Annotated in this window: 19 protein-coding genes and 2 pseudogenes; 7 read left to right on the top strand and 14 right to left on the bottom strand. The window is 28.0% G+C overall.

The genetic code is table 11. The features are described 5' to 3' along the window. Nucleotides 1–50: 50 nt before the first annotated feature. The gene (locus tag BRSU_RS04185) at nt 51–974 is read right to left on the bottom strand and encodes a helix-turn-helix domain-containing protein (protein WP_048593970.1); all 924 of its coding nucleotides are present in this window, start codon (nt 972–974) and stop codon (nt 51–53) included. A gap of 210 nt (nt 975–1,184) precedes the next feature. Further along, nucleotides 1,185–2,084: pseudogene (locus tag BRSU_RS04180) on the bottom strand (Rpn family recombination-promoting nuclease/putative transposase). A gap of 599 nt (nt 2,085–2,683) precedes the next feature. On the opposite strand from BRSU_RS04180, the gene BRSU_RS04175 reads away from it, so the two are divergent. Further along, a complete protein-coding gene (locus BRSU_RS04175) occupies nt 2,684–3,838 on the top strand; it encodes a radical SAM/SPASM domain-containing protein (RefSeq protein ID WP_245158047.1) in 1,155 nt (384 codons plus the stop codon). A 340-nt stretch (nt 3,839–4,178) separates the two neighbouring features. Here BRSU_RS04175 and uvrC read toward each other — a convergent pair whose 3' ends face one another. Continuing rightward, nucleotides 4,179–6,020, bottom strand: coding sequence for an excinuclease ABC subunit UvrC (gene uvrC / locus BRSU_RS04170; RefSeq protein WP_048593968.1), 1,842 nt, complete (start codon nt 6,018–6,020; stop codon nt 4,179–4,181). A 292-nt stretch (nt 6,021–6,312) separates the two neighbouring features. Here uvrC and BRSU_RS04165 point away from each other — a divergent pair, with 292 nt between their 5' ends. Further along, the gene (locus BRSU_RS04165; RefSeq protein WP_048593966.1) at nt 6,313–7,257 is read left to right on the top strand and encodes an Rpn family recombination-promoting nuclease/putative transposase; all 945 of its coding nucleotides are present in this window, start codon (nt 6,313–6,315) and stop codon (nt 7,255–7,257) included. Nucleotides 7,258–7,501: 244 nt separating this feature from the next. On the opposite strand, the gene BRSU_RS04160 is transcribed toward BRSU_RS04165, so the two are convergent. The 7 genes from BRSU_RS04160 to BRSU_RS04130 all read right to left on the bottom strand — a co-directional run bounded on the left by BRSU_RS04160 (nt 7,502) and on the right by BRSU_RS04130 (nt 16,125). Then, nucleotides 7,502–7,900, bottom strand: a complete 399-nt coding sequence (locus tag BRSU_RS04160; RefSeq protein ID WP_012669679.1) for a phosphoribosyltransferase — start codon at nt 7,898–7,900, stop codon at nt 7,502–7,504. A 20-nt stretch (nt 7,901–7,920) separates the two neighbouring features. After that, entirely contained in the window at nt 7,921–10,344 is a 2,424-nt protein-coding gene (gene pheT, locus BRSU_RS04155) for a phenylalanine--tRNA ligase subunit beta (protein ID WP_048593963.1), read from the bottom strand. 146 nt (nt 10,345–10,490) lie between these two features. Continuing rightward, nucleotides 10,491–11,510, bottom strand: a complete 1,020-nt coding sequence (gene pheS, locus BRSU_RS04150; protein ID WP_048593961.1) for a phenylalanine--tRNA ligase subunit alpha — start codon at nt 11,508–11,510, stop codon at nt 10,491–10,493. A gap of 110 nt (nt 11,511–11,620) precedes the next feature. Next, nucleotides 11,621–12,433, bottom strand: coding sequence for a DUF4037 domain-containing protein (locus BRSU_RS04145; protein ID WP_048593960.1), 813 nt, complete (start codon nt 12,431–12,433; stop codon nt 11,621–11,623). A 33-nt stretch (nt 12,434–12,466) separates the two neighbouring features. Next, nucleotides 12,467–13,813 carry an MATE family efflux transporter gene (locus BRSU_RS04140; protein WP_048593958.1) on the bottom strand — a complete coding sequence of 449 codons (1,347 nt, stop codon included), beginning with the start codon at nt 13,811–13,813 and terminating at the stop codon, nt 12,467–12,469. 15 nt (nt 13,814–13,828) lie between these two features. After that, on the bottom strand, nt 13,829–14,716 hold the full coding sequence (locus BRSU_RS04135) for a DUF58 domain-containing protein (RefSeq protein WP_048593956.1): 888 nt from the start codon (nt 14,714–14,716) through the stop codon (nt 13,829–13,831). A gap of 260 nt (nt 14,717–14,976) precedes the next feature. After that, nucleotides 14,977–16,125, bottom strand: coding sequence for an ankyrin repeat domain-containing protein (locus tag BRSU_RS04130; protein WP_048593954.1), 1,149 nt, complete (start codon nt 16,123–16,125; stop codon nt 14,977–14,979). A gap of 161 nt (nt 16,126–16,286) precedes the next feature. Here BRSU_RS04130 and BRSU_RS04125 point away from each other — a divergent pair, with 161 nt between their 5' ends. Continuing rightward, nucleotides 16,287–17,129 carry an MBL fold metallo-hydrolase gene (locus BRSU_RS04125; RefSeq protein WP_209435134.1) on the top strand — a complete coding sequence of 281 codons (843 nt, stop codon included), beginning with the start codon at nt 16,287–16,289 and terminating at the stop codon, nt 17,127–17,129. Between the two features lie 87 nt (nt 17,130–17,216). Then, the gene (locus tag BRSU_RS14305; RefSeq protein WP_342446850.1) at nt 17,217–17,633 is read left to right on the top strand and encodes a MarR family winged helix-turn-helix transcriptional regulator; all 417 of its coding nucleotides are present in this window, start codon (nt 17,217–17,219) and stop codon (nt 17,631–17,633) included. A gap of 52 nt (nt 17,634–17,685) precedes the next feature. Here the strand turns inward: BRSU_RS14305 and BRSU_RS04115 are convergent, their stop codons facing one another. From BRSU_RS04115 to BRSU_RS04100, 4 genes are all read right to left on the bottom strand, one after another. Next, nucleotides 17,686–18,060, bottom strand: coding sequence for a group III truncated hemoglobin (locus BRSU_RS04115; RefSeq protein WP_048593948.1), 375 nt, complete (start codon nt 18,058–18,060; stop codon nt 17,686–17,688). Nucleotides 18,061–18,382: 322 nt separating this feature from the next. Further along, nucleotides 18,383–19,225, bottom strand: coding sequence for a 3-hydroxyacyl-CoA dehydrogenase family protein (locus BRSU_RS04110; protein ID WP_014488326.1), 843 nt, complete (start codon nt 19,223–19,225; stop codon nt 18,383–18,385). 81 nt (nt 19,226–19,306) lie between these two features. After that, nucleotides 19,307–20,083: an enoyl-CoA hydratase-related protein gene (locus BRSU_RS04105; RefSeq protein ID WP_048593946.1), complete on the bottom strand. Its 777-nt coding sequence runs from the start codon at nt 20,081–20,083 to the stop codon at nt 19,307–19,309. Nucleotides 20,084–20,256: 173 nt separating this feature from the next. Next, entirely contained in the window at nt 20,257–21,444 is a 1,188-nt protein-coding gene (locus BRSU_RS04100; protein ID WP_048593944.1) for a thiolase family protein, read from the bottom strand. A gap of 280 nt (nt 21,445–21,724) precedes the next feature. Here BRSU_RS04100 and mutL point away from each other — a divergent pair, with 280 nt between their 5' ends. The 3 genes and pseudogenes from mutL (at nt 21,725) to BRSU_RS04085 (ending at nt 26,154) form a co-directional block, all read left to right on the top strand. After that, a complete protein-coding gene (gene mutL, locus BRSU_RS04095; protein ID WP_048593943.1) occupies nt 21,725–23,587 on the top strand; it encodes a DNA mismatch repair endonuclease MutL in 1,863 nt (620 codons plus the stop codon). Nucleotides 23,588–23,707: 120 nt separating this feature from the next. Further along, nucleotides 23,708–25,213 carry an ankyrin repeat domain-containing protein gene (locus BRSU_RS04090; protein WP_048593941.1) on the top strand — a complete coding sequence of 502 codons (1,506 nt, stop codon included), beginning with the start codon at nt 23,708–23,710 and terminating at the stop codon, nt 25,211–25,213. Between the two features lie 57 nt (nt 25,214–25,270). Further along, nucleotides 25,271–26,154: pseudogene (locus BRSU_RS04085) on the top strand (Rpn family recombination-promoting nuclease/putative transposase). Nucleotides 26,155–26,277 lie beyond the last annotated feature (123 nt).

The following is a 26,277-nucleotide window of genomic DNA, read 5'->3' as shown; positions in this document are numbered from 1 at the left end:
ATAAAATTATTTCAATTACTATTAATGATATTTTTTAGATTTTATTATAATCAAGCATGCTTCAAAAACATCAAATTTCTTTTAGTAAACTCAATAATCTCATCTTCAGTCATCTTATCAAAGCCTAGTCTTTTTTCTTCTTCAAGCAATTTTAATTTCTCCTCCCTTTCCTTCTGCATTTTAATTAGCTCTATTTCTTTAATCTTCTCTTCTCTTTTTATCAATTCTTCTTTACTGTAATGTCTTTTAATAGTGTTTTCTCTGTCGCCTTTAATCAAGTAAATTTTTAAATAGCTTAGAAAATCAAGCCATATACCTGATAAATTATCTTTGTCTTTAACTTTTTGCTTGGCTAAATTAATACATTCCTTCCAATCAAATTTTCTATCATCGAAAATAGATTTTATTTCTTCCTGTTTGTATTTAGTTTTAAAAGAATGTACTTGATACAATTTAATAGCTTTGCTTCCTGTAAGAAAATTAAAAGTATTAATAAGCTCATTAACAAATGAATCAAAACTATTAGAGAGAGAATTTATTTTTTTATCTATTTTATTTATATTATCTTTTTTATTATCTGATTCACTTTCTTTATTATTTAAGTTATTATCTTTATTATTATCTTCGACTTTTTTGTCTATACCGTCTGTAGAATTTTTACTACACCGTATAGGCATTTTTGATATACTTAATTTTTTATTTAAATATATTTTTCTTTTTTCATTATTCTGCTTAGTTTTATCATAAATGCATTTTATATAATTATATTCTTCTAACTGTCTTACTGCTCTTGAAATTGTATCCTTACTCACAGAATAAATTTCAGCGAAGTAATTATTATTAGCCCAGCAGTAACCTTTATCATTGGTAAGTGCTGTAATTTCACCATAAATTAATTTTGATAATGGCTTTAATCTTTTATCGTATCTTACGGCTGAAGGTATTATAGTATAATAGTTTTTATTATCTTTCATTTTCAATCCTATAAAAAAACTTTATACTATATACAAAAAATATAATGAATTATAAGTTTATATTAATACATTTTTGATTTTATTAATAATATTTTATCAATAAAAATTATATATAAATTATCTTATTAATTTTTTAATCGATAAGCCAATGGCTGATGATTTTAGTTTTAAGCTACATTTAAGCGAGTTTATCGCTAGCAATAATTAGTATTATAACTTCTCTATTTCTTCTATACTTAATCCTGTTAATTCACTAATAAGCTTTATATCCATATTCTTATTTTTCATATTTCTAGCCATTGATATTTGGGTTTCTTTTATACCTTCTTCTCTTCCTCTTATTCTCTCTTCACTTAATGCAAGTATGTCAAAATAATTCTTCTCATATTCTGCATAATTTTCAAATAAATCTTTTGTATCTGCAAACTTATTATACTCATCATAAACTTCTTTCATTATAGGATTTTTTTTAACTAATATATCCATAATTTCCTCCATTTTTTCTATTTTTTCTTTGATTGTTAAAAAATAAAACCAAGCATCTAATTCTTCTTTAAGATTTGAATTACTAGATAAATATTTCTGTAATTCAAGAAAATGCATTTCAAAATGATTAGTAAGTATATGATTGGTTTCAAGCTCTTTTATTACATAACAGCTATGTTCTTTGTCAATATCTTTTAACAAATTAAAGTCCAAAATATTAATCACTATTATCTGTTTTAAATCATTATATTTTTCATTATTCCTTAAATTAGATACATAACATTTAGCCCAATAATATAAACTTCTATAAACAAATGATTGATTTCCTATCCTCTGTATTTATACTAAAACAGTTTCTCCGCTTTTTGTAACTGCTCTTACATCAAGGCGTCTGCGACATCTGTCCACCTTGCGTGCCACCTTCGGTGCAATTGACTGCTTATCATTGATAGTTTCTTTTAAATTAAAAGTATTAAGTACTTTCACTTCCTCAAAAGGCTCTTGATTGTAATCTGTTCTTACCGCATTGATTAAATTAAGTAAAATACGCTCATGTCCTTCTTTGGCAAACATATAACGCATAAAATAATCATTTAAAACATTAATATTTTTTATTTCACTCATAGCTTTATTATACTAAATTAATTATAAATGTAAAGTTTTACATAATTTAGTTTAAATATTTATTATTAAAGATAGATTTTTTGACAAAAATAAAGATTATGGAGTATATACTAAAAATTTTTAAGTTTGTCAATTTTTTGTTGTTCTTTTTCCCGCCGCAAAAAGAACCAAAAAGTGCAAGTATAAAATTAGTACTAAATAATACTAAAATTGTCTTACATGTAAAATAATTTATTACATTTAAGTTCAAATATAGCCTTTTTGCTTCTCGCCGCAGGCGGGCTTCGCCTGTGGCAACAAAAGAAGTAGGGTATGGGGCAAAGCCCCAGATATAAAAACAAAAATATAAATTTATTTTTGACAAAATATAGTTGTTTAAGTATATACTGAAAATTTTTAAGTTTGTCAATTTTTTATTGTTCTTTTTCCCGCCGCATACGCTCTGCGGACTTCGTCAAAGAAGTGGGAGTTGCCCAGCGTGTGGCTAGTCCCCACAAATAATAAAACTAATAAAATAATTTTTGACAGAATATAGTTGTTTAGGTATATTCTCTTATAATCTCTTATATTTTTTATATAATATATAAGCATTATAAATATTGAAATTTATAAAATTATGTATTAATATTGAATCTATGAATAATGTATCAGTTTTAATCAAACCATCATCATCTTTATGTAATATAAATTGTAAATACTGCTTTTATATAGATGAAGCCAAAAACAGAAAAATAGAAAATAACGGCATTATGACTGAAAAAGTGATGAAAGCTATAATAGACAAAGTTCTTCAAAATGCTGATAAAAATGCATTGTTTTCATTTCAGGGCGGAGAGCCTACAGTAGCCGGTTTTGAATATTTTAAATCGTTTATAGATTATGTGAATATCAGCAATAAAAAAAATATCAATATAAATTACAGCATACAAACTAACGGACTATTAATAGATGATAAATGGTGCCAATTATTCAAAGAAAATAATTTTTTGGTAGGGCTTTCTTTTGACATAATAAAAGATATACATGATAATTATAGAGTAGATAAAAGTAATAATGATACTTACAACAGAGTATTAGAAACTAAAAAATTATTCGATGCGTTTAATGTAGAATACAATATACTTACAGTTCTTACATCTGAATTATCAAAATATCCTAAAGACATATACAAAAAAATAAAGAAGCTAAATATTAAATACACTCAGTTCATACCTTGCCTATCCAAAATGAATTCACCTAGTACGGAATATTCTATAAAACCTAAAGAGTTTTCAAACTTCTATAAAGAAATATTTTCATTATGGAAAGAAGATTTTTTTAATAATAATTATTACAGCATACAGTTCTTTGACAATATCATTCCATTATTTTTCGGCGGCTATCCTCCTATGACTTGCGGTATAAACGGCAAATGTACAAATCAAATAATAATAGAAAGCAATGGAGATGTTTTTCCATGCGACTTTTATTGTTTAGATGATTATAAAATAGGAAATATAGCTGAAGATGATTTAATGCAGATTTATTCAAGCAGTAAAGCAAAATACTTTATAAATGAAAAATCAAACAGAATAAATGATGATAAACATACATTATGCCGTTCTTGCAAATATCAAAGAGTATGCAGCTCTGGATGCAAGAGAATGGAAAACAATATGTATATAGATGAAAGCGGAGAGTTTTGCGGATTTAAAGATTTTCTTGACTATGCTATAAATGATATGGCTATAGTATGGAAGATGATATCAAGATAATTTAGGTTATTTGTGTGGACTAGCCCTGCAAAGCACACAGTCGTGCCGCTCTGCGTACTTCGTACCCCCCTCTTTTGTTGCCACAGGCACAGCCCGCCTTCGGCGATAAGCTATATCCTCGATAAACTCGGATACGCTTCGCGAAAGGCTATATTTTAGCTTAAATTAATAGTTTATATTACATGTAAAATAATTTTAGTATGATTTAGTACTAATTTTATACCTTGCACTTTTTGCAACTTTTTGCGGCGGGAAAAAGTTGAATAAAAAAATGACAAACTTAAAAATGTTTAGTATATAACAAACTTATATTAAAAGCATTATTTTCTAATGATAAAAATTATTTATGAAAATGATCATATATATTATTTGCTGCTTTATAGCTTATTCCGGGTATATTTCTAATGCTTTCAAATGATGCATTTTTTATATTGTCTATATTTATAAAATGAGAATATAATTTCTCTATAGTTTTCTTACCTATTCCCTCTATGCTTTCAAGTTCGCTTCTAACCATCTCTCTGCTTCTTTTCTTACCATGACTGCTGTTAACCCATCTGTGAGTTTCATCTCTTACCTTCTGTAAAAATAATCTTGCAGGCTCATTATCGCTAAGCTGTACAGGTTCATTTCTATTTGGCAAATATATCTCCTCAAACTTTTTAGCTAATGCCATTATAGGCTGACCTTTTATATCAAGTTCCTTCAATGCCTCTATAGCTGAATTAAGCTGTCCTTTACCTCCGTCTATAAGTATTAAGTCTGGGAAAGTAAGGTTCTCATCTCTTAATCTTTTGTATCTTCTGTAAACTGCCTCTTTTATTGAAGCGAAGTCATCTATGCCTGTAACTGTTTTCATATTAAATATTCTATAATTTTTATTGTCAGAAACGCCATTAACAAATCGCACCATACCAGCCATAGTATAGCTTCCCTGAATATGTGCTATATCGAAAGACTCTATTATGCTAGGAGCTTTTTTCAATTTAAATATTTCCTGAAGTCTTGTTATTCCTAAAGGTACTTCTCTTATCAATGCTTTTTCTTTGAATAAATGTTTGGCATTTTCATTCGCTATTGCCATTAAACCTTTTCTGCTTTTATCTAATTTTATATCAACATCTCTTCCTGAAACCTGCTTTAAATAATCTTTTATTATATCAATATCATTAAGAGGAAAATCTGTAGATATAGAAGCTGGTATCAAATTGGCATGAGTATAATATTGAGTAAAGAATGCAGAAAGTATTTCTGAATATTTTGACATACCATTTTCATTATAATAATCTTCATCATTAGGAGACTGCATACTGAAAGTTTTTCTGTCTGCAAGTTTACCTCCTTTAACAGATAAAATCACTATAGTATAATTGCCATTCTCTCCATAAGCTCCTATTATATCAATATCATCACTTTCAGGAATATAAATACTCTGCTCTACTGTTATATATTTAAGCAAGTCAATTTTATCTCTTAAATCTTTAGCCGCTTCAAACTCCAGCTTTTCGGCATGAACAAACATCTCCTGTTTTAATCTAGCCACCAATTCATCAACATTGCCCTCAAGCACCATTACGGCATCATCTATAGTTTTATCATACTCTTCTTCGGTGATTAAATCGGCACAAGGAGCGGTACATTTTCCTATATGATGATAAAGACATGGTCTTATAGGTCTTTTAAGCGGAAAATCATATTTACATCTTCTTAATTTGAAATTATCAATTATAAACTTTACTATATTATCCGCCCTTTCAGCAGCGACATAAGGTCCATAATATTTTTTATATTTTCTGGCATTATCTTTATCTATTACATTTCTGGCCTTTATAACTCTTGGAAAATGCTCATTTGTGATGGCTATAAATGGAAATGATTTCTGATCTTTAAGAAGTATATTATAATGAGGCTTATGCTTTCTTATCATCTCAGCTTCTAATATCAAAGCCTCAACTTCATTTTCTGTAAGTATATATTCGATATCTCTTATATGCTCAACTAATGCTGTAGTTTTAGCATCTTTATTTGAATTATTAAAATATGATGAAACTCTTTTCTTTAGAGATTTGGCTTTACCTATATAAATTATTTCGGATTTGGAGTCCTTCATAAAATATACTCCGGACTTATCCGGAATACGTTTTAATTTATCATGTATATAACTTTTAACTTCTTGATTCATAATTCTCAACTTTTTATCAATTATACATAAAATAAAAAACTTTGTCAAAGCAAAAGTATATTATATATTACTTTATATAATTTTTAATATTATAATGGTTAATATATAGTTAATCAATATAAATAAAAATTTAATTAAAAATTATAAATAGTACAAGTAATGAGGCTAATATTTTAATAGTATTAATATAAATAGCCAGCATTATAACTAATATTTTATTATCACATATCAAAATTAATAAATAAAATTATACTAGCTTTACATTTATAATTAATTTAAGTATAATAAAACTATGAAAGATTTGGAAAAATTAAAGCAAATATTAAATGAAACAGTTACAATAAATAATTTAAATAGAATTAATGATTATTTTATACGCTATTTATTTTCATATGAAGGCAATGAAAACATAGCTTTGAATTTCATTAATGCAGTATTTAAAGATTTAGACTTTGAAACTTTTAATAAAATTGAGATTTTAAACCCATTTAACATAGCAGAAAATTACAATGAAAAAGAATCTATAGTCGATATTAAAGCTATCACAGAAAGCGGAATAACAGTATTAATAGAAATTCAATCCAGAGGTAATGAAGATTTTATAAAAAGAGCTTTATATTATTGGGCTTATAATTATAGCAGCAGTTTAAACAGAGGTTCATTTTATGATGAATTGAAACCAACTGTAAGCATAAATATAACAAACTTCATACTAACAGATGAGGATAAAGTTCATAATTGTTATGTATTGAAAGAATTAAATAATAATAAAATTCTTACAGATCATTGTCAGCTGCACTTTATTGAGCTTCCTAAATTCAATTTTAAAAATATTAATAAAAAAATAGAAAATCTTGATAATATACATAAAGAATTCATTTCCTGGGTAAAATTCTTTAAAGGAGAAAATATGTCAAATTTAATAAAAGAAAATACTATCTTTGAAGAAGTAGAAAAGAAATGCCATACTTTCGTCAATAATACTCCTGTAATGGATAAATATAAAAAACGTGAAATAGATGCATATTTCTTTGATAGAAGTATAGAATTAGATTTAAAAAAAGCCAAAGAAGAAGGAATAACTGAAGGTATAGAACAAGGTATAGAACAAGGTATAGAACAAGGCGAAAAAAATAAAGCAATATCAATAGCTAGAAATTTCAAAAAATCCGGTATAGATATAAAAATCATAAGTGAAAATACAGGTTTAAGTATAGAAGAAATAAAAAAATTATGAGAGTCTATTAAATTTATCTAGTATACATTTAAGCGAATAATTTTTTATGAATATAAATAAAGAAATAAAAAACTTGTGAGTGCCTGACATTCTTTAGAATGGCAGGAGCTATTTACGAACAAGTTTTTTATATATAAATAAAAAATCTCTAGTATATATTAATTGTATTTAAATATAAAAAACAAACATATCCTATAAAAATATAAGAAAATGTTTGTTTTATTTATAATATTAAAATTTATAATTATTTACTAGATGCTTTAGTCTCCCAAGGAAATAAAAGCCAATTATCATGATTAATATTTTTATAACTATATCTAGGCTTTATTTTACTTGTATGCTCTCTTACAAATAAAGTGGCAATATCAAATTTCTGATCATCAAAATATTTTAGAGTTTCACCAGTATCTGATATATCATCAACTATTAAAGCGGCTTTATTCTTTACTTTCAATCTCCAAACTTCTTCCATATTTAAAACCATAGGAATTTTAAGCCTATGAGAAAGCATAACAGCAGGTACTAATCCGCCTCTTGCCAATCCGTAAATAACTTCATAATGAATCTTAGAATCTTCTATTTGTTTAGCTAATACTTCTATAGCTTCATCTATATTTTCCCAAGTTATTATATCGTATTCCATTATAAAACCTCTTTTACAAATTAAGCTCTTAAATTAATATCAAATCTTGTTTTAAGCATTTCAAGCAAAGATTTTTCTACACTGTTAATATCTTCTTCTCTTAAAGTTTTATTAGGATCATAATAAGTTATAGATATTGCAATTGACTGTTTTCCTTCTTCTACCTGTTCGCCTACATATCTATCAACTACACTAACATTCTGTATAATATTATTAAATTTACTTATAGATTTGATAACTTTGCTGAACTCTATATTATTAGAGCAAACCAAAGCTAAATCTCTGAATACTGCAGGATATTTACCTATATCTTTTAATTTCTGTTTTTTAACTCTCTCTTTAACCAATTTCAAAGTTTTTCTGATATCAATATCCAAGAAATAAACCTCACCGCTTATGTCAAAAAGTTTAAGAAGTTTAGGATGAAGTCTTCCAATGATACCTATTTTCTCACCAAATATAACAATTTCACCAGACATAGTAGGTATAAACCATTTATGCTCTTTAGGTATCAAATTATAATCAGTACATTTTAAATCTCTTATTAAAAGCTCTTCAATAACTCCGCTCATATCAAAGAAGTCATAAGCTCTAGCATCTTTATTCCATAATTTTTCCTGATAAAGTCCAAACATTACAGCAGATAAATGCTTTTCTTCCATAAAGTTTTCATTTTCTTTATAAAATATATTACCTACTTCAAATAAAGCACCGTTTTTATGTCTATGATTCTGATTATAAGCAACACTATTAAGAAGAGAAGCCAAAGTTGTAGGTCTTAAAACATCCATTTCATTAGTTAATGGATTTACTACTTTTATTAGTTTTTCTTCTTCTATTCCTAAAGATTTAAATATATTACTATCACCCATAGAATACTGTTTAGTTTCATAAAGTCCGTAAGAAGCCATTCTATGCTTAACAAAGCTCACTTCAGAATAATCTGTATTTATAGGATTACATTTAATATGAGGTACATTTGAAGATATATTATTATAGCCATAAACTCTAGCTATTTCTTCTATCAAATCTTCAGCTATAGATAAATCATGTCTGTAATAAGGTATTTCAACTTTGAGGTTATTCTCTCCAAGAGCTACAGCTTTAAATCCGTATCTTTTGAATATAGAAGATATTTCCATCTTATTCATATTAAGACCTAAATATCTTTTTACAAGTCCGCAGTCAAATACTATTATATTAGCATCAAACTGCTTAACATTAACCTCTTTAGATCTTGAAGCTATTTTACATCCATTATCTAAAGTAACTATTAAATCAACAACTCTATTCAAAGCTGCAAGAGTAAGAGTATGATCTATATCTCTTTCAAATCTGTATGAAGCATCTGTTTTTGTCTTAGTTGCTATTGTAGATTTTTTCACAGCTATATGATCAAAATATGCACTTTCTATTAAAATAGTTTTAGTTTCGCTTTCAATTTTTGTATTATCTCCGCCCATAACTCCGGCAACACCTATAGGCTTTTCACTGTCGGCTATAACTAAAACATCATCTGTAAGGTCTATTTCTCTGCCGTCAAGTAAAGTAATTTTTTCTCCATTTCTGGCATTTCTAACTATTATTTTACCATCTTTTATTTTATCAAAGTCATAAGCATGCAAAGGCTGTCCGTATTCAAGCATAACATAGTTTGTAACGTCTACTATATTATTGATAGGATTGATTCCGCACATTTTTAATCTTTTCTGCATCCAATCAGGAGAAGGTCCAACAGTTATATCTTTTATAAGCCTTCCTACATATTTATAGCAGCTTTCCTGATTTTCAACTGTTATATCTATATTACCGCCTGCAGCATCATAAGTATTAACAGAAGGTATGCTCACTCTTCTTTCTAAAACCAAAGAACATTCTCTTGCAAAACCTATAATACTTACTAAATCACCTCTGTTTGCTGTGATTTCAACATTGAATATATGATCTGTGCTTCCTACTATAGTTGAAAGCGAATTACCTAATATACTGTCTTTATCAGCATGTACTTTTTCTATATCTTCATCTAATATCCAAATTCCGTAAACACCTTCAGCTTCTTCATAGCCTAATTCAGTTCTGGAACATATCATACCATTGCTTTCAAAACCTCTTATAGAAGCTTTTTTTATGGTAAGACCATTTGGAAGTTTAGCACCTATCATAGCTATAGGAACATATATGCCTTCTTTTACATTAGGAGCACCGCATACTATTGAGAGTGTATCTCCATCACCGACATCAACTTTACATACACTTAATTTATCCGCATCTGGGTGTTTATGTACAGATGTTATTTTACCAATAATCACACCTGGTATATCTCCTCCAGTAGTTTCTATTGATGAAATCTCACTTCCTGCAAGTGTTATTTGTTTGGCAATTTCCTCTACGCTAAATCCGTCTAAATTAACAAATTCTTTTAGCCAACTTAATGGAACTCTCATTATTATATCCTCTAACTTAATTCACTTATAAATATTTTAGTATGCTTTTTTGCTATGCTCTACCTATAATAGGCTCAAGCCAGCTTTTTACTATTGTATATAAATCAGCCTTCTTGGCTTACTTAATTAAATATTGCTGCTCACTATTACCATTGCTTTAAGAAATCTATATCATTTTCATAGAACATTCTTATATCAGTTATACCGTATTTAATCATTGCAACTCTTTCTATACCCATTCCAAAGGCAAAACCTGTATACTTAGTTATATCATATCCCACATGTTTAAATACATTAGGATGAATCATACCGGCTCCCATTAATTCAAGCCAGCCTTCGCCTCCACAAGTTTTACATCCGCTTCCGCCGCATATTACACAAGTAGCACTTAAATCTGCACCAGGCTCTACGAATGGGAAAAAATCCGGTCTTAATCTTATTTGAGTCTTATCTCCGAACATTCTTTTACAGAATAATTCTAATATACCTTTTAAATCATTAAAGCTTATTCCTTTATCAACCATAAGTCCTTCAACTTGATGGAATACAGGAGAATGTTTTGAATCTATAGCATCTCTTCTAGCACATTTACCAGGAGAAACTACCGCTATAGGAGGAGGTGTTTCAAGCATAGTTCTTATCTGCATACCTGATGTATGAGTTCTTAATACATGCTCTTTTGAAATAAAGAAAGAGTCATGACTGTCTCTTGAAGGGTGATAATAAGGTATATTTAATGCCTCAAAGTTATGAAAATCATCTTCTATTTCATTACCTTCCACAACTCTGAAACCTATTTCTGTTAAAATAGAAACTATTTCCTCTTCTACTCTAGTAAGAAGATTAACCCCTGCAGATTTAGGTCTTCTTCCAGGCATAGTTATATCTATTTTATTTTTCTCTAAAGAAGATAAAAACTCCTGTTCGGATATAGCATTTTTCTTTTCCAATAAAGCATTCTCACAATAGTTCTTTATCTCATTAATCTTTTTTCCGAACTCTTTCTTCTCCTCAATATTATCTATAGAAGATAAACTTTTCAAAAGCTCTGTTATTTTTCCTTTTCTTCCTAAATAACGAATTCTTATATCATCTATTTCTGCCTGAGTATTAGCATTTTCTATGCTGTTTTTTAAAAAGCTATGAAGCTCCTCTAGATTCTCCATTGATTTTTCCTATAAAAACAAAATTAAATACCACAATATTATATCATAAAATTATTTTCAATACAATAAAAAAATAATATAATATATTGATGAAATTTATGAGTTATAATTTACAAAATTTTCTGAATATTTTCAATAAGAATTTTAACTTTTTCTAAAATATTCTTATTATTTTTATCATAAAATATAACATTTTTTATATCTTTTTCAAAATTATCAGGTATTTTACTACATAATTTTAATACATACTGCACAAGTTTCTTTTCTCCAACATGAAGTTCTTTATTCAAGGCAAATAAAATATCAAAATAAGATGCTAATATGGCACTAATTCTATGATTAATACTGACAATATCATCTCTTTTTACTGCTTTCTCTAATTGCTCATAGAATGATGCTGTTTTTTTACCATACATAACATTGAAATTCTTTTCTATTATATTATTTTTTAATTTTTCAGGATATTCCAAATTTAATTCATATTGAAATTTCTTAAACTTTCCTTCCTTATCATAAAGTATATTAGAATGTTTAATATTGTATAAAAAAGCAGTAGTATAGCCTATCTTTGAATTGCATCCTCTCCATACATATTCCATCTCTCCTTCAATCCAAGATAAATCCCTATACATAAAATCCAAACATATACCGCTTTCTTTAAGTATCATCTCATCGCCATGCTCAAAATAATCATTGCCTATTTCAGAGTAAGATGCATACTTCAAAGCAAATTCTTTTCTTGATTCCATATCTTCTCTGCTTTTTGCTAAACATGCACAATAAACATAAATATCATAATCAGACATATCATCATTAATCAAACTAGTTTTTGAACCCGATAAAACTATAGAATCAATATTATTATTCTTAGTCATTATTTTTATATAATCATCTATAATATAGTTAATATCATCTGCATTCATAAATTAATCCTAAATTTATATTTAATATAGAAACTATACTATTGTCTTTTTAACTTTAAAAGCATATTTATGAAAATATATACATGTTGGAATTATACCTATAGCCCAGCCTACAGGATTTGCAAACCATACTCCTATATATCCAAAAGGTATAGACAAAAATACAGAACCTCCTATTTTAATAATAATTTCTGTAATTCCAGATATTAAAGGAATCAATGCCTTTCCTATAGCTCTCACAGAATTATTATATAAAACTATTATACCTAAAAATGGATAGAACACAGAAGATATTCTTAAATAACCCTTACATATTTCTGATATTATATCTATATATTCATCTTTGCTTGATATGAATATTCTCACTAAATGATCGCCGAATAAAAATATTATTGCTGCTGCCAATATACTCAATGATAAAGAAAGTAATATTATGCTTTTAAAACCTTCTTTTATCCTATCAATCTTATCTGCTCCGAAATTTTGTGCTGTGTATACGGCAAAAGCTTCCGAAATAACAAAAAATGCCATAGAAGCAAATTGATTTATTCTGTTTCCTGTGGTATATGATGCCACAACATTAGTACCGAAAGTATTAACTACTCCGCTTATAATCATCTCACCTATTGATAAGAATATAGCCTGCACACTCATAGAAACACCTATTTTTATTATCATAAGTAAATTATCTGAATCAAATACCATATCATTTTTACTCAATTTCAAAATAGGAAATTTCTTTATAATATAGAGTATACTTAAAAAAGCTGAAATCATTTGAGATATTACAGTGGCTATTGCAACACCGGTAACATTCATATTTAATAAAACTACAAAAATTAAATCCAATATAATATTAAGTATAGTTGTAAGTATCAAAAAATATAAAGGAGTTTTACTATCTCCCAATGCTCTTAATATACTAGCTGCCCCATTATAAAAAAGCTGCCCAAATGATAATCCTACACATATTTTCAAATAAATTATAGAATTTTCTATTATATCATCAGGAGTCTTCAAAAGAATCATTAGAGGCTTTGAAAAAAATAAACCGAATATCAAAAGTATTAAAGAACTTCCCAATGTTACATAAATAGAGTTTAAAAAAGTTCTTCTAAGCATATTATCATTTTTAGCACCAAAGAACTGTCCCATAACTATAGAAAAAGCATTAGTAAAACCTACTGCAAATGATAAAAAGAAAAACATAGTTGAGGTTGTAGCCCCTATAGAAGCTAAAGCTCTGGAACCTGCAAATTTTCCTATTATAATAGTATCTGCTACACCGTAAAACTGCTGAAATATTCCTCCTATAAGCATTGGTATAGAGAAATATATTATAGTTTTGAATGGACTTCCGACAGTCATATCTTTTGTCATAATAAATCCTAAAATTTATCTTCTTCTTTTGACAAAAAACTTCATTACATCATTAACATAATCACTGGAAGTATCAAGAATTATACGCTCTATGGAATTTCTTTTCAAAAAATTGAGTCTTTCTTCCATGATTCTATTCTGTTCATTAAAATATTCTTCTCTTATCTTTTTATTAGACATATCAAAATAAACATAATCATTATTTTCCAAATCAGACAATACTAAAGTACCTCCCAAACTAGGAAGATGATACTCTAGTTTATCATTAACTAAGCATACTATAAAATCATGACGTTTTCTTGTAATGTCTATTTCCTTCTTTGGAAGTTCAGAACAGGCATCTGTAATTAAAAAAGTAATGCTGTCTCTTTTTTGTATTCTATTAAAATATTCTAAAGCATTAGCTACATTAGTCTGAGTACTTTTAGGATCAAATTCTATAAGCTCTCTTATTATTCTAAGTACATGATTCTTACCCTTGTTTAAAGGAATAAATTTCTCTACAGTATCAGTAAATATTAAAAGCCCTACTTTATCATTATTTTTTAAAGCAGAAAAGCTAAGCAATGCACTAAGCTCTACTATTAGATTATGTTTTGTTTTAGTGAATCCAAAATCTGTAGAGGCTGAAAAATCTGCAAGTATTACAACGCTAAGTTCTCTCTCCTCTCTGAAACGTTTAATGAAAGGTTCATTGTATCTAGCACTAACCTTCCAATCCATAGCTCTTACATCATCGCCTATAGTATATTTTCTTACTTCATCAAACTCTATACCTTGACCTTTGAAAGCAGAATGATACTGTCCTGCAAAATAAGAGTTAACTATTTTTGAAGTTTTTATTTCTATTTGTCTTACGGATCTAAGTAAATCCTGAGTTGTTATATTGCTGTCTTTAAACATTAATACCCTAATTATTTTTTATTGTGAATAGTATTATATTATTAATCAGTAAAAAAACAATACCCATTAATCATAATGAATAATTAAAATCATTATTTTAATTGCTGTAATATTAATATATATCATCAAATAAATTATTTACTATATATTATTATTATGCTTTTAGTATACCTACAATAAGCTAATAAATAAACTAACTTGATTTTTATTTTTTATTAGATATTAATCAAATTTTTTATATTTGAGCTTCAAGTATTTTTCTATTTTGCTCCATTAGCCTTTAAAAAATTAACCATTTCTTCCTGATCTTTTTCTTTTGCCATGCTCAATGCTGTTTTTCCATTATCTGCCTTATGATTTATATCGGCTCCGGCATCTAGTAAAACCTGCGCCATTTCCAAATTTCCTCTAATGGCTGCCCCCATTAATGCAGTATATCCTTCATTAGTAGTAGCTTCAATATCAGCACCAGCCTTTAATAAAGCTTCAACTATTACTATATGATCCTCTATAGCAGAAACTATTAATGGACGATATCCCACATTATCAGCTTTATTAATATCAGCATTATTCTTTATTAATTCTCTTACAATATCACTGTGTCCATCTATACATGCCGCTAATATAGGAGAAGTACCATCATCAGCTGTTATATTAATATCAGCATTATTCTTTAATAATTCTCTTACTACATCTGTTCTTCCAAATCTAGCAGCATATATTAAAGCAGATCCTCCGTTAGAACCTTTTTCATCTATATTTGCACCTGCTTTTATTAATTCTCTTACGATGCTGACATCTCCGATAATAGCTCCCATCATTATTGCAGTATCACCAAATTTATTCTTTTCATTAACATTAACATCTAATTTTATAAGCTCTTTAACTATATCAGTATATCCGCTGTCTGATGCTATCATTAAAGGAGTACTTCCATTAACATCTTTTATATCCACTTCAGCTCTTGCATTAACTAGCATTTTTAGAATAGATAAATTCCCATTAACACAAGCCCACATCACAGTAGTCCATCCATCTCTATTTTTTGAATTTAAATCTGCCCCTTTCGATATTAAAATCCTTACAGTGCTAGTTTTTCCCTCTAGTACCGCTGCCATTACAGGAGTATTTCCAAAACCATTACCCATATTAATATCAGCACCGTTTGATAATAATTCTTCTACTATCTTGTCAAAGCCCAAAAGTGAAGCCCATATAAGAGGAGTATTTCCTTCAGCATCTTTAACGTTTACATCTGCCCCATCTTCTATCAATTTTTGTAAAGTTTTAATATCATTGTTGGCTATAGCTTTTATTATTGGTATGCTTACAGGAGGGTCTTGCGATTCCTGAGAATATAATATACCAGCAATAAAAAGAAAAATTATAATTAATGACTTTCTTAACATAATACTTTCCAAACTATAAGATTGCATAATTATAACATATATGAAATATTATTATAATCACTATTATATAATTTTTTAATTTTTTTCATAAAAAACAATTATTCATATTGACATTAGTACGTATACGTATTATTATTTAAATAGATAAGGAGGTATAAATCATGTTATTTTGGCAAAAAACTTTTTTCATTTATTTAATATTAATTTTTTCAGTGTTTGCTGCTGAAAAGACTCCGATGGATTACCTAAACGATAATACTCCTTTAAAACCAACTAAAGTATTTGATAATGTATATTGTATAGGTACTGTGAGTGTTGTCGCTTGGGTGATAAGTACATCAGACGGCTTAATATTGATAGATTCTATGTGGGACGACAGGGATGCTAAACTTATAGAAGATGGCATTAAAGGCTTCGGATTAGACCCAAAACAATTAAAATATATAATATTGAGTCATGGACATGGAGATCATTACGGCGGAGCTAAATATTTAAGAGAAAAATACGGTGCTAAAGTTATACTTACAAAAACAGATACAGATTTAATGTACAATTTAAACACTGGAGCAAATTCTCCTCGTTCTCCAAAAACAAAAGTTGATATATATTCAAAAGATAAAGATATAATAAAACTAGGAGATACAAGCATAACTATATTAGAAACACCGGGACATACTGCAGGATGCACTTCTTTTATATTTCCTGTAAAATTTAGAGGAAAAGAATACACTGCTGTACTTTGGGGAGGCACAGGACTTCCAAAAGATAGAGATTTAATATCAAAATATAAAACTTCAGCTGAATATTTCAAAAAAGAAGCTATATCAAGAAATGCATCTGTATCATTAACAGCACATTTATTCGCTGACAATGGATATGCTAATTTAGAAAAAGCAGGCAATCTAAAAGCAAATGAACAAAATCCATTCATTATGTCAAAAGATAATATGGAAAAATATTTAAACTCTTTAATAGAAAGAGCTGAAAAAGAATTAAATAAATAAAAAACAACAGCAATTATTAACAAAAAACAAAATATATGCTATCATAATATTAGTTTATGATAGCATTTTTTATATAAGGAGTTTAATATTAAAAATATAGGATACGATGTTTGTTATACTGCTAGAAAAATATATCAGTATATAGGCAAACAAATAAATGAATTTGATATTACACCGGAACAGTTAATAGTATTAAAAGAACTTGCCAAAGAAGAAGGAATATCTCAAAAAGAATTATCATTCAGACTAGATAAAGATCAAAATACAGTAAAAGCTATGATAGACAAATTGGAATCAAAATCTTTTATAATTAGAAAAGAAAATAAACTTGATAAAAGAGCCTTTTCATTATTTCTAACAGATAAAGCAAAAGAGAATCTTCCCATTATGGAAACTTATGAAAGTAAAGTTTTAGAAAATATAGTAAAAGAATTAAGCGAAGAAGATACAAATAAATTTACATCTATATTAGAGAAAATAAGAAAAAATATATCAGATGTATAAAGGCAAAGGATAAAACTATATTATAAAATTATCCTTCACCTTGAAATATCATTTATTGCTGAAATAATACTGCTTTGAAATTTTTAGCTATATTGCAAGCAACTTCATAGAAATGTTCAGCAGGTTTTTCTTCAAACACTTGATCTAAACATTCTTTAAATAAATCAAGCCAAACATCAAAAAGCTTAATATCAAAAGGAAGCAAATTAATATGAGGCTGTACAGGGTTTCCCATATATAAATTTTCATTCAAAAGCATAGTCTTCCAAAATTTAGCTATTTTTTCTTTATGTCTTTCCCAAGAAGCATCATCAATACCAACTGCCCCATTAAATATAGGTCCTAATTGTTCATGTGTTCTAATTCTGGCATAGAATATATCCATTAACTTTTCTATACCTTCGTTGTTTATTTCATTGTATTTCATATTTTATCCCCATTTTTATTATTTATTATATAATATAATAAAATATAATAAAAAATTTAAACATTATTGAATATAATAGTATTATAATAAAATTTTTTTTATAATTCTTATTAAATTCTTTATAATTTCATAAATATTTAGAAAATAGTATTATTGTTAACAATATAATCATATTTAATATGTTAATGATATTACTATATTAATACAAATAAAATATTGCACTTCTTACATAATATTACATACAAAAATCAAAATAAAAAAATACGGGAAGATAATTTGCATATCTTACCCGCATTTTTGATATAAATGAGTAAAAATAATATTATTTCTTAGTATAATCGTAGAAACCTTTTCCAGTTTTCTGTCCTAGTAATCCGCCTCTAACCATTTTTTTAAGTAAAGCACTAGGTCTGTATTTAGGATCACCTGTTTCTTTTTGTAGAACTTCCATGATAGCAAGCACTATATCAAGTCCTATTAAATCACCTAAAGCTAAAGGTCCCATTGGGTGATTAGCACCTAATTTCATAGCATTATCAATACCTTCAGCTGAAGCTATACCCATAGAATATAGCTCAATACCTTCATTGATCATAGGAACAAGTATACGGTTAACTACGAAACCAGCTGTTTCTTTAACTTCTACAGGAGTTTTTCCTATTTCTTCAGATATTTTAATGATTTTTTCAACTATATCTCTAGGAGTATTAAGACCTGAAATAACTTCAACCAATTTCATAACAGGAGCTGGGTTAAAGAAGTGCATACCTACAACTGGTCTGCCTATTCCAGCACTTATTTCTGTAATAGAAAGAGAAGAAGTGTTAGAAGAGAAAATACAATCAGGTTTACAAATTTTATGTAATTCAGAGAATGTTGTTTTTTTAACTTCTAAATTTTCAAAAGCAGCTTCAACAATTAAATCTGCATCTTTACAAATTTCTTTTAAACCAGTAGTGATTTTAGCTAAAATTTTATCAGCATCAGCCTGCTGCATTTTACCTTTAGCTACTCTTCCAGCAAAACCTTTAGCGATTTTTTCTTTACCGCCTGCAGCAAATTCTTCTTTTATATCGCATAAATAAACTTCATAACCTTCTGTTTGAGCAAAAGCTTGTGCTATACCAGAACCCATAGCACCTGCACCAATTACACCTACTTTCATTTTATAACTCCTTTTTTTATTTATTATTTACGGCTATAAACCAAGTTTATGTAGATAACTGTTTATAGCTTTGAAATTTAATTATTTATTAACAAATTTTTCAACTTTTCTTTTTTCTAAGAAAGCTTTCATACCTTCTTTTTGATCTTCAGTTTCAAAACAAGAACCGAATAATTTTTCTTCTATAACGATAGCTTTATCCATATCTACTTGTAAGCCTTCGTTAATAGCTTTTTTACAATTACGTACAGCTATAGGAGCTGCAGCAGCTATAGTATTAGCTAATTTTTCAGCTTGAGCCATAAGTTCTGCTTGAGGATAAACAGCATTAACAAGACCTATTCTTAAAGCTTCATCAGCTTTAATATTTTTAGCTGAATATATGATTTGTTTAGCCATACCAACACCAACTATTCTAGGAAGTCTCTGAGTACCTCCGAAACCAGGAGTAATTCCTAGTCCAACTTCAGGCTGACCAAATATAGCATTTTCAGAACAAATACGTATATCACAGCTCATAGCTATTTCACATCCGCCGCCTAAAGCAAATCCATTAACTGCAGCTATTACAGGAATAGGGAAAGTTTCTATTTTTCTAAATACATCATTTCCTTTTTTACCAAAAGCTTCTCCTTCTGCTTTAGTACATGTACTCATTTCAGCTATATCAGCACCAGCAACAAAAGATTTCTCTCCGGCACCTGTTAATATTAAACATCTTATATTGTTAATATCTACTGCATCAAAAGCTTTTTCAATTTCACCTAAAACTTCAGAGTTAAGAGCATTAAGAGCTTTTTCTCTGCTTATGGTAATAATACCAATCATACCTTTTTCTTCATATTTAATAAATTCCATTTTTTTCTCCTTACCACAGTAAAATTATTATTATGAAGCATAATTTCATATTTATATACTAGCCTTTGTATATAGAAAATACACACTACAAAGGCTAGTATTTGATAACCTTATTTTTAAAAGTTATTTCATTAAATAAATCAGACTTAAACACTATCTATTATTAAAAAGTACTATTCTCTTTCTACTATAGTAGCACAGCCCATACCACCGCCAATACAAAGAGTAGCAAGTCCTCTCTTAGCATTTTTAGCTTCCATTTCATGAAGTAAAGTAACAAGGATTCTACATCCAGAAGCACCTACTGGGTGTCCTAAAGCTATAGCACCGCCATTAGGGTTAAGTTGTTTTTCTACATCAATACCTAATTCTTTACCAACTGCAACTGATTGAGCAGCGAAAGCTTCATTAGATTCAATGATATCGAAATCTTTAATAGTTAATCCTGTTTTAGCCATTAATTTTTTAGTAGCAGCAACTGGTCCGATACCCATAATTCTAGGTTCAACACCGCCTAAGCAACCTGCAATCCAAGTAGCCATAGGTTTAATACCTAATTCTTTAGCTTTTTCTTCGCTCATTACTACTACTGCAGCAGCTCCGTCATTAATACTAGAAGAATTACCTGCTGTTACTCTTCCGCCGTCTGGTTTGAATGCTGGTTTTAATTTGGCCAAGCTTTCTACTGTAGTTCCAGCTCTAGGGCCTTCATCTTTATCAAATACTATATCACCTTTTTTAGTTTTGATAGTTACAGGTACTATTTCTTTTTTGAAAGCACCAGCTTCCTGAGCTTTAATTGCTTTCTGCTGAGAATTAGCAGCAAATGCATCTAATTCTTCACGAGTAAGTTTCCAATCATCACAAACGTTTTCTGCTGTAATACCCATATGGTAATTATTGAATGCATCTGTTAAAGCATCATTAACCATAGTATCTATTACTGTATCATTACCAAGTCTGTAACCATAACGAGCTTTTTTAAGAGCGTAAGGAGCTAATGACATATTTTCAGTACCACCTGCTACTACGATATCAGCATTTCCAGCAGCTATCATATTAGCAGCTATATTTACTGCATCAAGTCCTGAACCGCAAACAACATTTATTGTCATAGCAGGTACTTCTACTGGTAACCCTGCTTTTATAGAACTTTGACGAGCAACGTTCTGACCTTGTGATGCTTGTATAACACAACCCATATATACCATATCAACTTGATTAGGAGCAACTTTAGCTCTATTCAAAGCTTCTTTTATTACTACTGCACCCAACTCTGCAGCTGGAACTGTACTTAAAGATCCTCCCATACTTCCTATTGCTGTACGGCAGGCACTAGCTATTACTATTTTTCTAGACATTTTTAATCTCCAAAGAATTATTAAATTCCACATTTCTATTGATGTGTTGCTTTTAGTATAGTACATTTTTTTATCAAATTCAATTAAATATTTATATTTTTTTTATAATACCTGACTATAGTATATTATTTGCTTATTTTAGTTAATAAACTAATTATAATAATCACATAAATGGTATATAATTATAAAAATTTCATAAAAAATCCCATATATACCATATACTCCTATTATATATATTTAATTATATCTTTTTATTAAATTTCATGATAAAATACAAACTATGATTAAAAATATTATAAAATTACCGCAATCGGTAGCTAATCGCATAGCTGCAGGAGAAGTTATAGAAAGACCGGCTTCTATGCTCAAAGAATTACTAGAAAATGCCATAGATTCAGGAGCTTCAAATATAGAAGTTTCTGTGGAAGAAGCTGGTATTAAATCTATGATAGTAGAAGATGATGGTAACGGCATAAGATTTAATGAACTTACTTTAGCTATAACACATCATGCCACAAGTAAAATACATTCTATAGAAGATTTGGACTCTATATATACTCTTGGCTTCAGGGGTGAGGCTTTGGCTTCTATATCCGATGTTACAAATTTAGAAATAGTTTCAAAGAGTGTAGAAGAAAGCAATGGAGGAAAAATAGTAGTAGAAGGTGGTAAAATAATAGAACATAAACCTGCCGCCGCTTCACAGGGTACAAAAATCATAGCCAAAAATCTATTTTTTAATATTCCAGCTAGATATAAATTCTTAAAACATGTTTCAAGAGAGTTTTTCTTAGTTAAAGAAGTTTTTGATATGGAAGCATTGGTTCAGCCTAAAATATCTATGAAACTTAAAAATAATGGTAAGGTTGTAAGTTCATATATAAAAGTTGATACTCTAAAAGAAAGAATAGAAAATTATCTCTCTGACAGCAATGTATTTAGAAATTTAATAGAAATTGAAATAGAAAAAGATGATGTATTAATATACGGTTTATTTTCAAATTCTAAAATAAGCCAATCTATGAGAAAGAATAATTTTATATTCTTAAATAACAGACCTATAGAGAATAGAGTTCTTGCTTATGCTATAAAAAATGCATATTCAAATGCTATACCTAAAGAGAGATATCCTTTCTTTTTCCTATACATAAATATAGATAGCAGTAAAATAGATGTAAATGTCCACCCTAGTAAAAAGGAAGTAAGAATAAAAAATGAAAGAGAGATTTCTGGGATACTGTATAATACTATAGTAAATAATATTAATTCTGGAAACAATTTTGATTCTGTTAATATAGAAGTGGATCTTGATAAGGATATCACCCCTACTTTTCCTATACAGCAGAATAATAATTACAATACATTTAGCATATCAAATTATAATACTGAATCAGCAAACGAAATAAAATATGATAATACTAGCTATTCAAACAATACTTACAATAAATATGATTCAAATGTAGAAAACAATGATAATATAAACGACAATATAATAGAAGAAAATAATATTAATAAGGAAACAAATTTAAATAACAATAATTTTACCTACAATAATATAGAATTTGGAGAGTACACAAGAGCAATAGGACAGGTATTTTCATCATATATAATAGCTGAACGAGGCGGAGAAATGTATATAATAGATCAGCATGCCGCTTATGAAAGGCTCAATTATGAAAGAATATACAAAACTCTTATGTCAAAAAAAATAGAATATGAAAAACTCCTTATACCTTGTGAAATTGAGTACAGAGACTATGAAATTGATATTTTAAATGCCTCAAAAGAATCTATAGAATCATTAGGAATAAAATTTGAAGCTAATTCAAAACATAGTATTATAATAGAAGATATACCAATATACATTCCTAGAAATCAAAAAATTGAAAAAATCATAAAAGACATTTTGGATATATACATTTCAAAGGGCGACAATAACAATTTAGAAAAAGTTATAAAATATACCTGCTCTACTATATCATGCAAATATTCTCCAAAAGCTGGAGATAAACTTTCAAATAGCGATATGCAGACATTACTTGATTTGCTTGAAGAAGAAAATATACTTACAAACTGCCCTCATGGAAGACCTTTTGTATTAAGGCTCTCAAAAGAATATTTAGATAAAAAATTCTTTAGATAATACAATTTTTTATTATTCTTCTTTTATTGCTATTAATAAAAACTATACAGGAATAAAGTCATTTTAATTGACAAAGCATAATAATTAATATATAATCCAGTATATACTTAGGGGGTATATATGAAAAAAGTATTTATTATATTATTCTTGTTTAATATTTTTTTGTATTCTCAGACTTTAGATGAATCGTTATTTTACGCTGTAGAAGATAATAACATAGAAGAAGTTAAATCATATTTAGCTAAAGGAGCAAATCCAAATGCTCGAGATGAATACGGCTGTACAGCATTAATGACAGCTGCTCTAATAGGAAACTATGAAATGGTTAAATTTTTATTAGAAAATGGTGCTGATATAAATACTAAAGACAATGATGGAAACACTGTATTATATTATAATATTCGCTATGATCATTATGGAAAAGAAGAAATGCTAGAAAATGCTAAAAAAATATTTAATTTATTAATAAAATATGGAGCTGATGTAAATACTAAAGACAATGATGGAGCATCACTTCTTAATAAATCTTATAGAGCTTCAACAGCATTGGCACAAAATAGAGAAATGTTTAAAGTATTAGTAGAAAATGGTTTTTACTTAGAATCAAGAATAAAGGCTGGGGAGCATTATCCTGAAGATTATGATTATACACCTTTAATGATAGCAGCTTTAAGAAATGACTATGATATGGTTAAATTTTTAGTTGAAAAAGGTGCCGATGTAAATGCCAAAACACATTCTGAATATAGCTCAGTAGAAACTCCTCTATTACTCTCATTAGATTATGAACATATTGAATCTAGATATGATGAAAATTCATCTGTTGCAGAATATTTAATAAATAATGGTGCAGATATAAATGTAAAAAATAATCATGGAGAGACACCTTTAATGTATGCTTCCAAACTTCATAATATAAAAGTGGTAGAACTTTTAATACAAAAAGGGGCAAATATAAATGCTTTCAATAATTATGGAAATACAGCCTTAATATATGGTGTAAATAATTTAGAAACAGTAAAATTATTAGTAGAAAATGGTGCAGATGTAAACTTTTATAAAGGAGGAAGTACTGCTTTAATATCAGCATGTGACTATAGTCCTGAAAGAAATATGGATGTAATAAAATATTTAGTTTCAAAAAAAGCCAATATAAATGCACAAGATAATAAAGGAGACACAGCTTTAAATAAAACTCTTGATACTTCAGATGAAGGAAGTATTGATATACTAGACTTTGAAATAGCTAATTTTTTAATAGAGCAAGGTGCTGATGTAAACATAAAAAATGAAGACCAATATACTCCTTTGATATATCTTGGTATGGGTGAAGGTGATTTTAATAATAAAAGTTTTCAGGAATATCGTATAAAATTAGCTGAAGTTTTATTAGAAAAAGGTGCAGATATTAATGCTCAAGATTATAATGGATACACTTCTTTAATTTGGGCTTGTGCATCATCAGGATCAAGGTTTGCTGAACCATATGTTAAATTTCTAGTAGAAAAAGGAGCCGATGTAAATATAGAAGATGACCATGGAGATACTGCTTTAGATATAGCAGAGAATCTTAAACTTAGAAAAATTGCAGGTATTCTAAAAAAAGCTCAAAGAAATAGAAAGTAAATTTTGATGATTAAACTTGTAACTTTACATTTATAGTTAATTTAGTATAATAAAGTTATGAGAAATATTAATGTTTTGAATGACTATTTTATGCGTTATATGTTCGCAAAAGAAGGACATGAGCATATTTTATTAAATTTAATTAATGCTGTAAGAACTGATTACAATCAAGAGCCTTTTGAGGAAGTGAAGGTACTTAATACTTTTAATCTAAAAGAAACAATTAATGATAAGCAGTCTATTGTTGATGTAAGAGCAGTTACAAAAAGCGGTGAAACTGTGTTAATAGAAATACAAAGAGTTGGAAATCAATCTTTTGTTTATAGAAGTTATACTATTGGGCTAAAGGCTATATATCCAATTTAAGAAACAATGAAAAATATAATGATTTGAAACAGGTAATAGTAATTAATATATTAGACTTTAATTTGTTAAAAGATATAAACAAAGAGCATAGCTGTTATGTAATTAAAGAACTTGAAACAAATCACATATTAACTAACCATCTTGAGATGCACTTTTTAGAATTACCTAAATATTTATCTTAAAGTTCTAAATTGACAGATGAATTATATGCTTGGTTTTATTTTCTAACAATTAAAGAAAAAAGAGAAAAAATGGAGGAAATTATGGAAATGTTAGTTAAAAAAAATCCTATAATGAAAGAAGTTTATGATGAATATAATAAATTTGTAAATACAAAAGATTTATTTGAAAATTATGCGGAATATGAGAAGAATTATTTTGATATATTGGCATTAAATGAAGAAAGAATAAAAGGCAGAGAAGAAGGTCTTAAAGAAGGTCTTGAAAAAGGAATAGAACAAGAAGAAAAAAATAAAGCAATATTTATGGCAAAGAATATGAAAGATAGAGATATGGATTTAAATCTTATCAGTGAATTAACAGGCTTAAGTATACAAGAAATAGAAAACCTATAATAAAAATAAAAAATCTTTAGTCATATCTACATAATCAGTCTATAAGTTAATTAATAAATAAAAAATTTTTAATAAATTCCATTTTATTGTATAATACAAATAATGTTTTAAAAATGATATTTA

Origin of the sequence: Brachyspira suanatina (assembly GCF_001049755.1) — a bacterium.
GTDB classification, from domain to species: Bacteria; Spirochaetota; Brachyspiria; order Brachyspirales; family Brachyspiraceae; genus Brachyspira; species Brachyspira suanatina.
The sequence above is the reverse complement of the archived record's forward strand: the minus strand, read 5'-3'. Positions and strand labels throughout refer to the sequence as shown.

Coding starts and splice junctions, on each gene's coding strand:
- BRSU_RS04185 (WP_048593970.1), bottom strand. CDS start 974: ATGAAAGATAATAAAAACTATTATACTATAATACCTTCAGCCGTAAGA.
- uvrC (WP_048593968.1), bottom strand. CDS start 6,020: ATGAATCAAGAAGTTAAAAGTTATATACATGATAAATTAAAACGTATT.
- BRSU_RS04165 (WP_048593966.1), top strand. CDS start 6,313: ATGAAAGATTTGGAAAAATTAAAGCAAATATTAAATGAAACAGTTACA.
- BRSU_RS04160 (WP_012669679.1), bottom strand. CDS start 7,900: ATGGAATACGATATAATAACTTGGGAAAATATAGATGAAGCTATAGAA.
- pheT (WP_048593963.1), bottom strand. CDS start 10,344: ATGAGAGTTCCATTAAGTTGGCTAAAAGAATTTGTTAATTTAGACGGA.
- pheS (WP_048593961.1), bottom strand. CDS start 11,510: ATGGAGAATCTAGAGGAGCTTCATAGCTTTTTAAAAAACAGCATAGAA.
- BRSU_RS04145 (WP_048593960.1), bottom strand. CDS start 12,433: ATGAATGCAGATGATATTAACTATATTATAGATGATTATATAAAAATA.
- BRSU_RS04140 (WP_048593958.1), bottom strand. CDS start 13,813: ATGACAAAAGATATGACTGTCGGAAGTCCATTCAAAACTATAATATAT.
- BRSU_RS04135 (WP_048593956.1), bottom strand. CDS start 14,716: ATGTTTAAAGACAGCAATATAACAACTCAGGATTTACTTAGATCCGTA.
- BRSU_RS04130 (WP_048593954.1), bottom strand. CDS start 16,125: ATGTTAAGAAAGTCATTAATTATAATTTTTCTTTTTATTGCTGGTATA.
- BRSU_RS04125 (WP_209435134.1), top strand. CDS start 16,287: ATGTTATTTTGGCAAAAAACTTTTTTCATTTATTTAATATTAATTTTT.
- BRSU_RS04115 (WP_048593948.1), bottom strand. CDS start 18,060: ATGAAATACAATGAAATAAACAACGAAGGTATAGAAAAGTTAATGGAT.
- BRSU_RS04110 (WP_014488326.1), bottom strand. CDS start 19,225: ATGAAAGTAGGTGTAATTGGTGCAGGTGCTATGGGTTCTGGTATAGCA.
- BRSU_RS04105 (WP_048593946.1), bottom strand. CDS start 20,083: ATGGAATTTATTAAATATGAAGAAAAAGGTATGATTGGTATTATTACC.
- BRSU_RS04100 (WP_048593944.1), bottom strand. CDS start 21,444: ATGTCTAGAAAAATAGTAATAGCTAGTGCCTGCCGTACAGCAATAGGA.
- mutL (WP_048593943.1), top strand. CDS start 21,725: ATGATTAAAAATATTATAAAATTACCGCAATCGGTAGCTAATCGCATA.
- BRSU_RS04090 (WP_048593941.1), top strand. CDS start 23,708: ATGAAAAAAGTATTTATTATATTATTCTTGTTTAATATTTTTTTGTAT.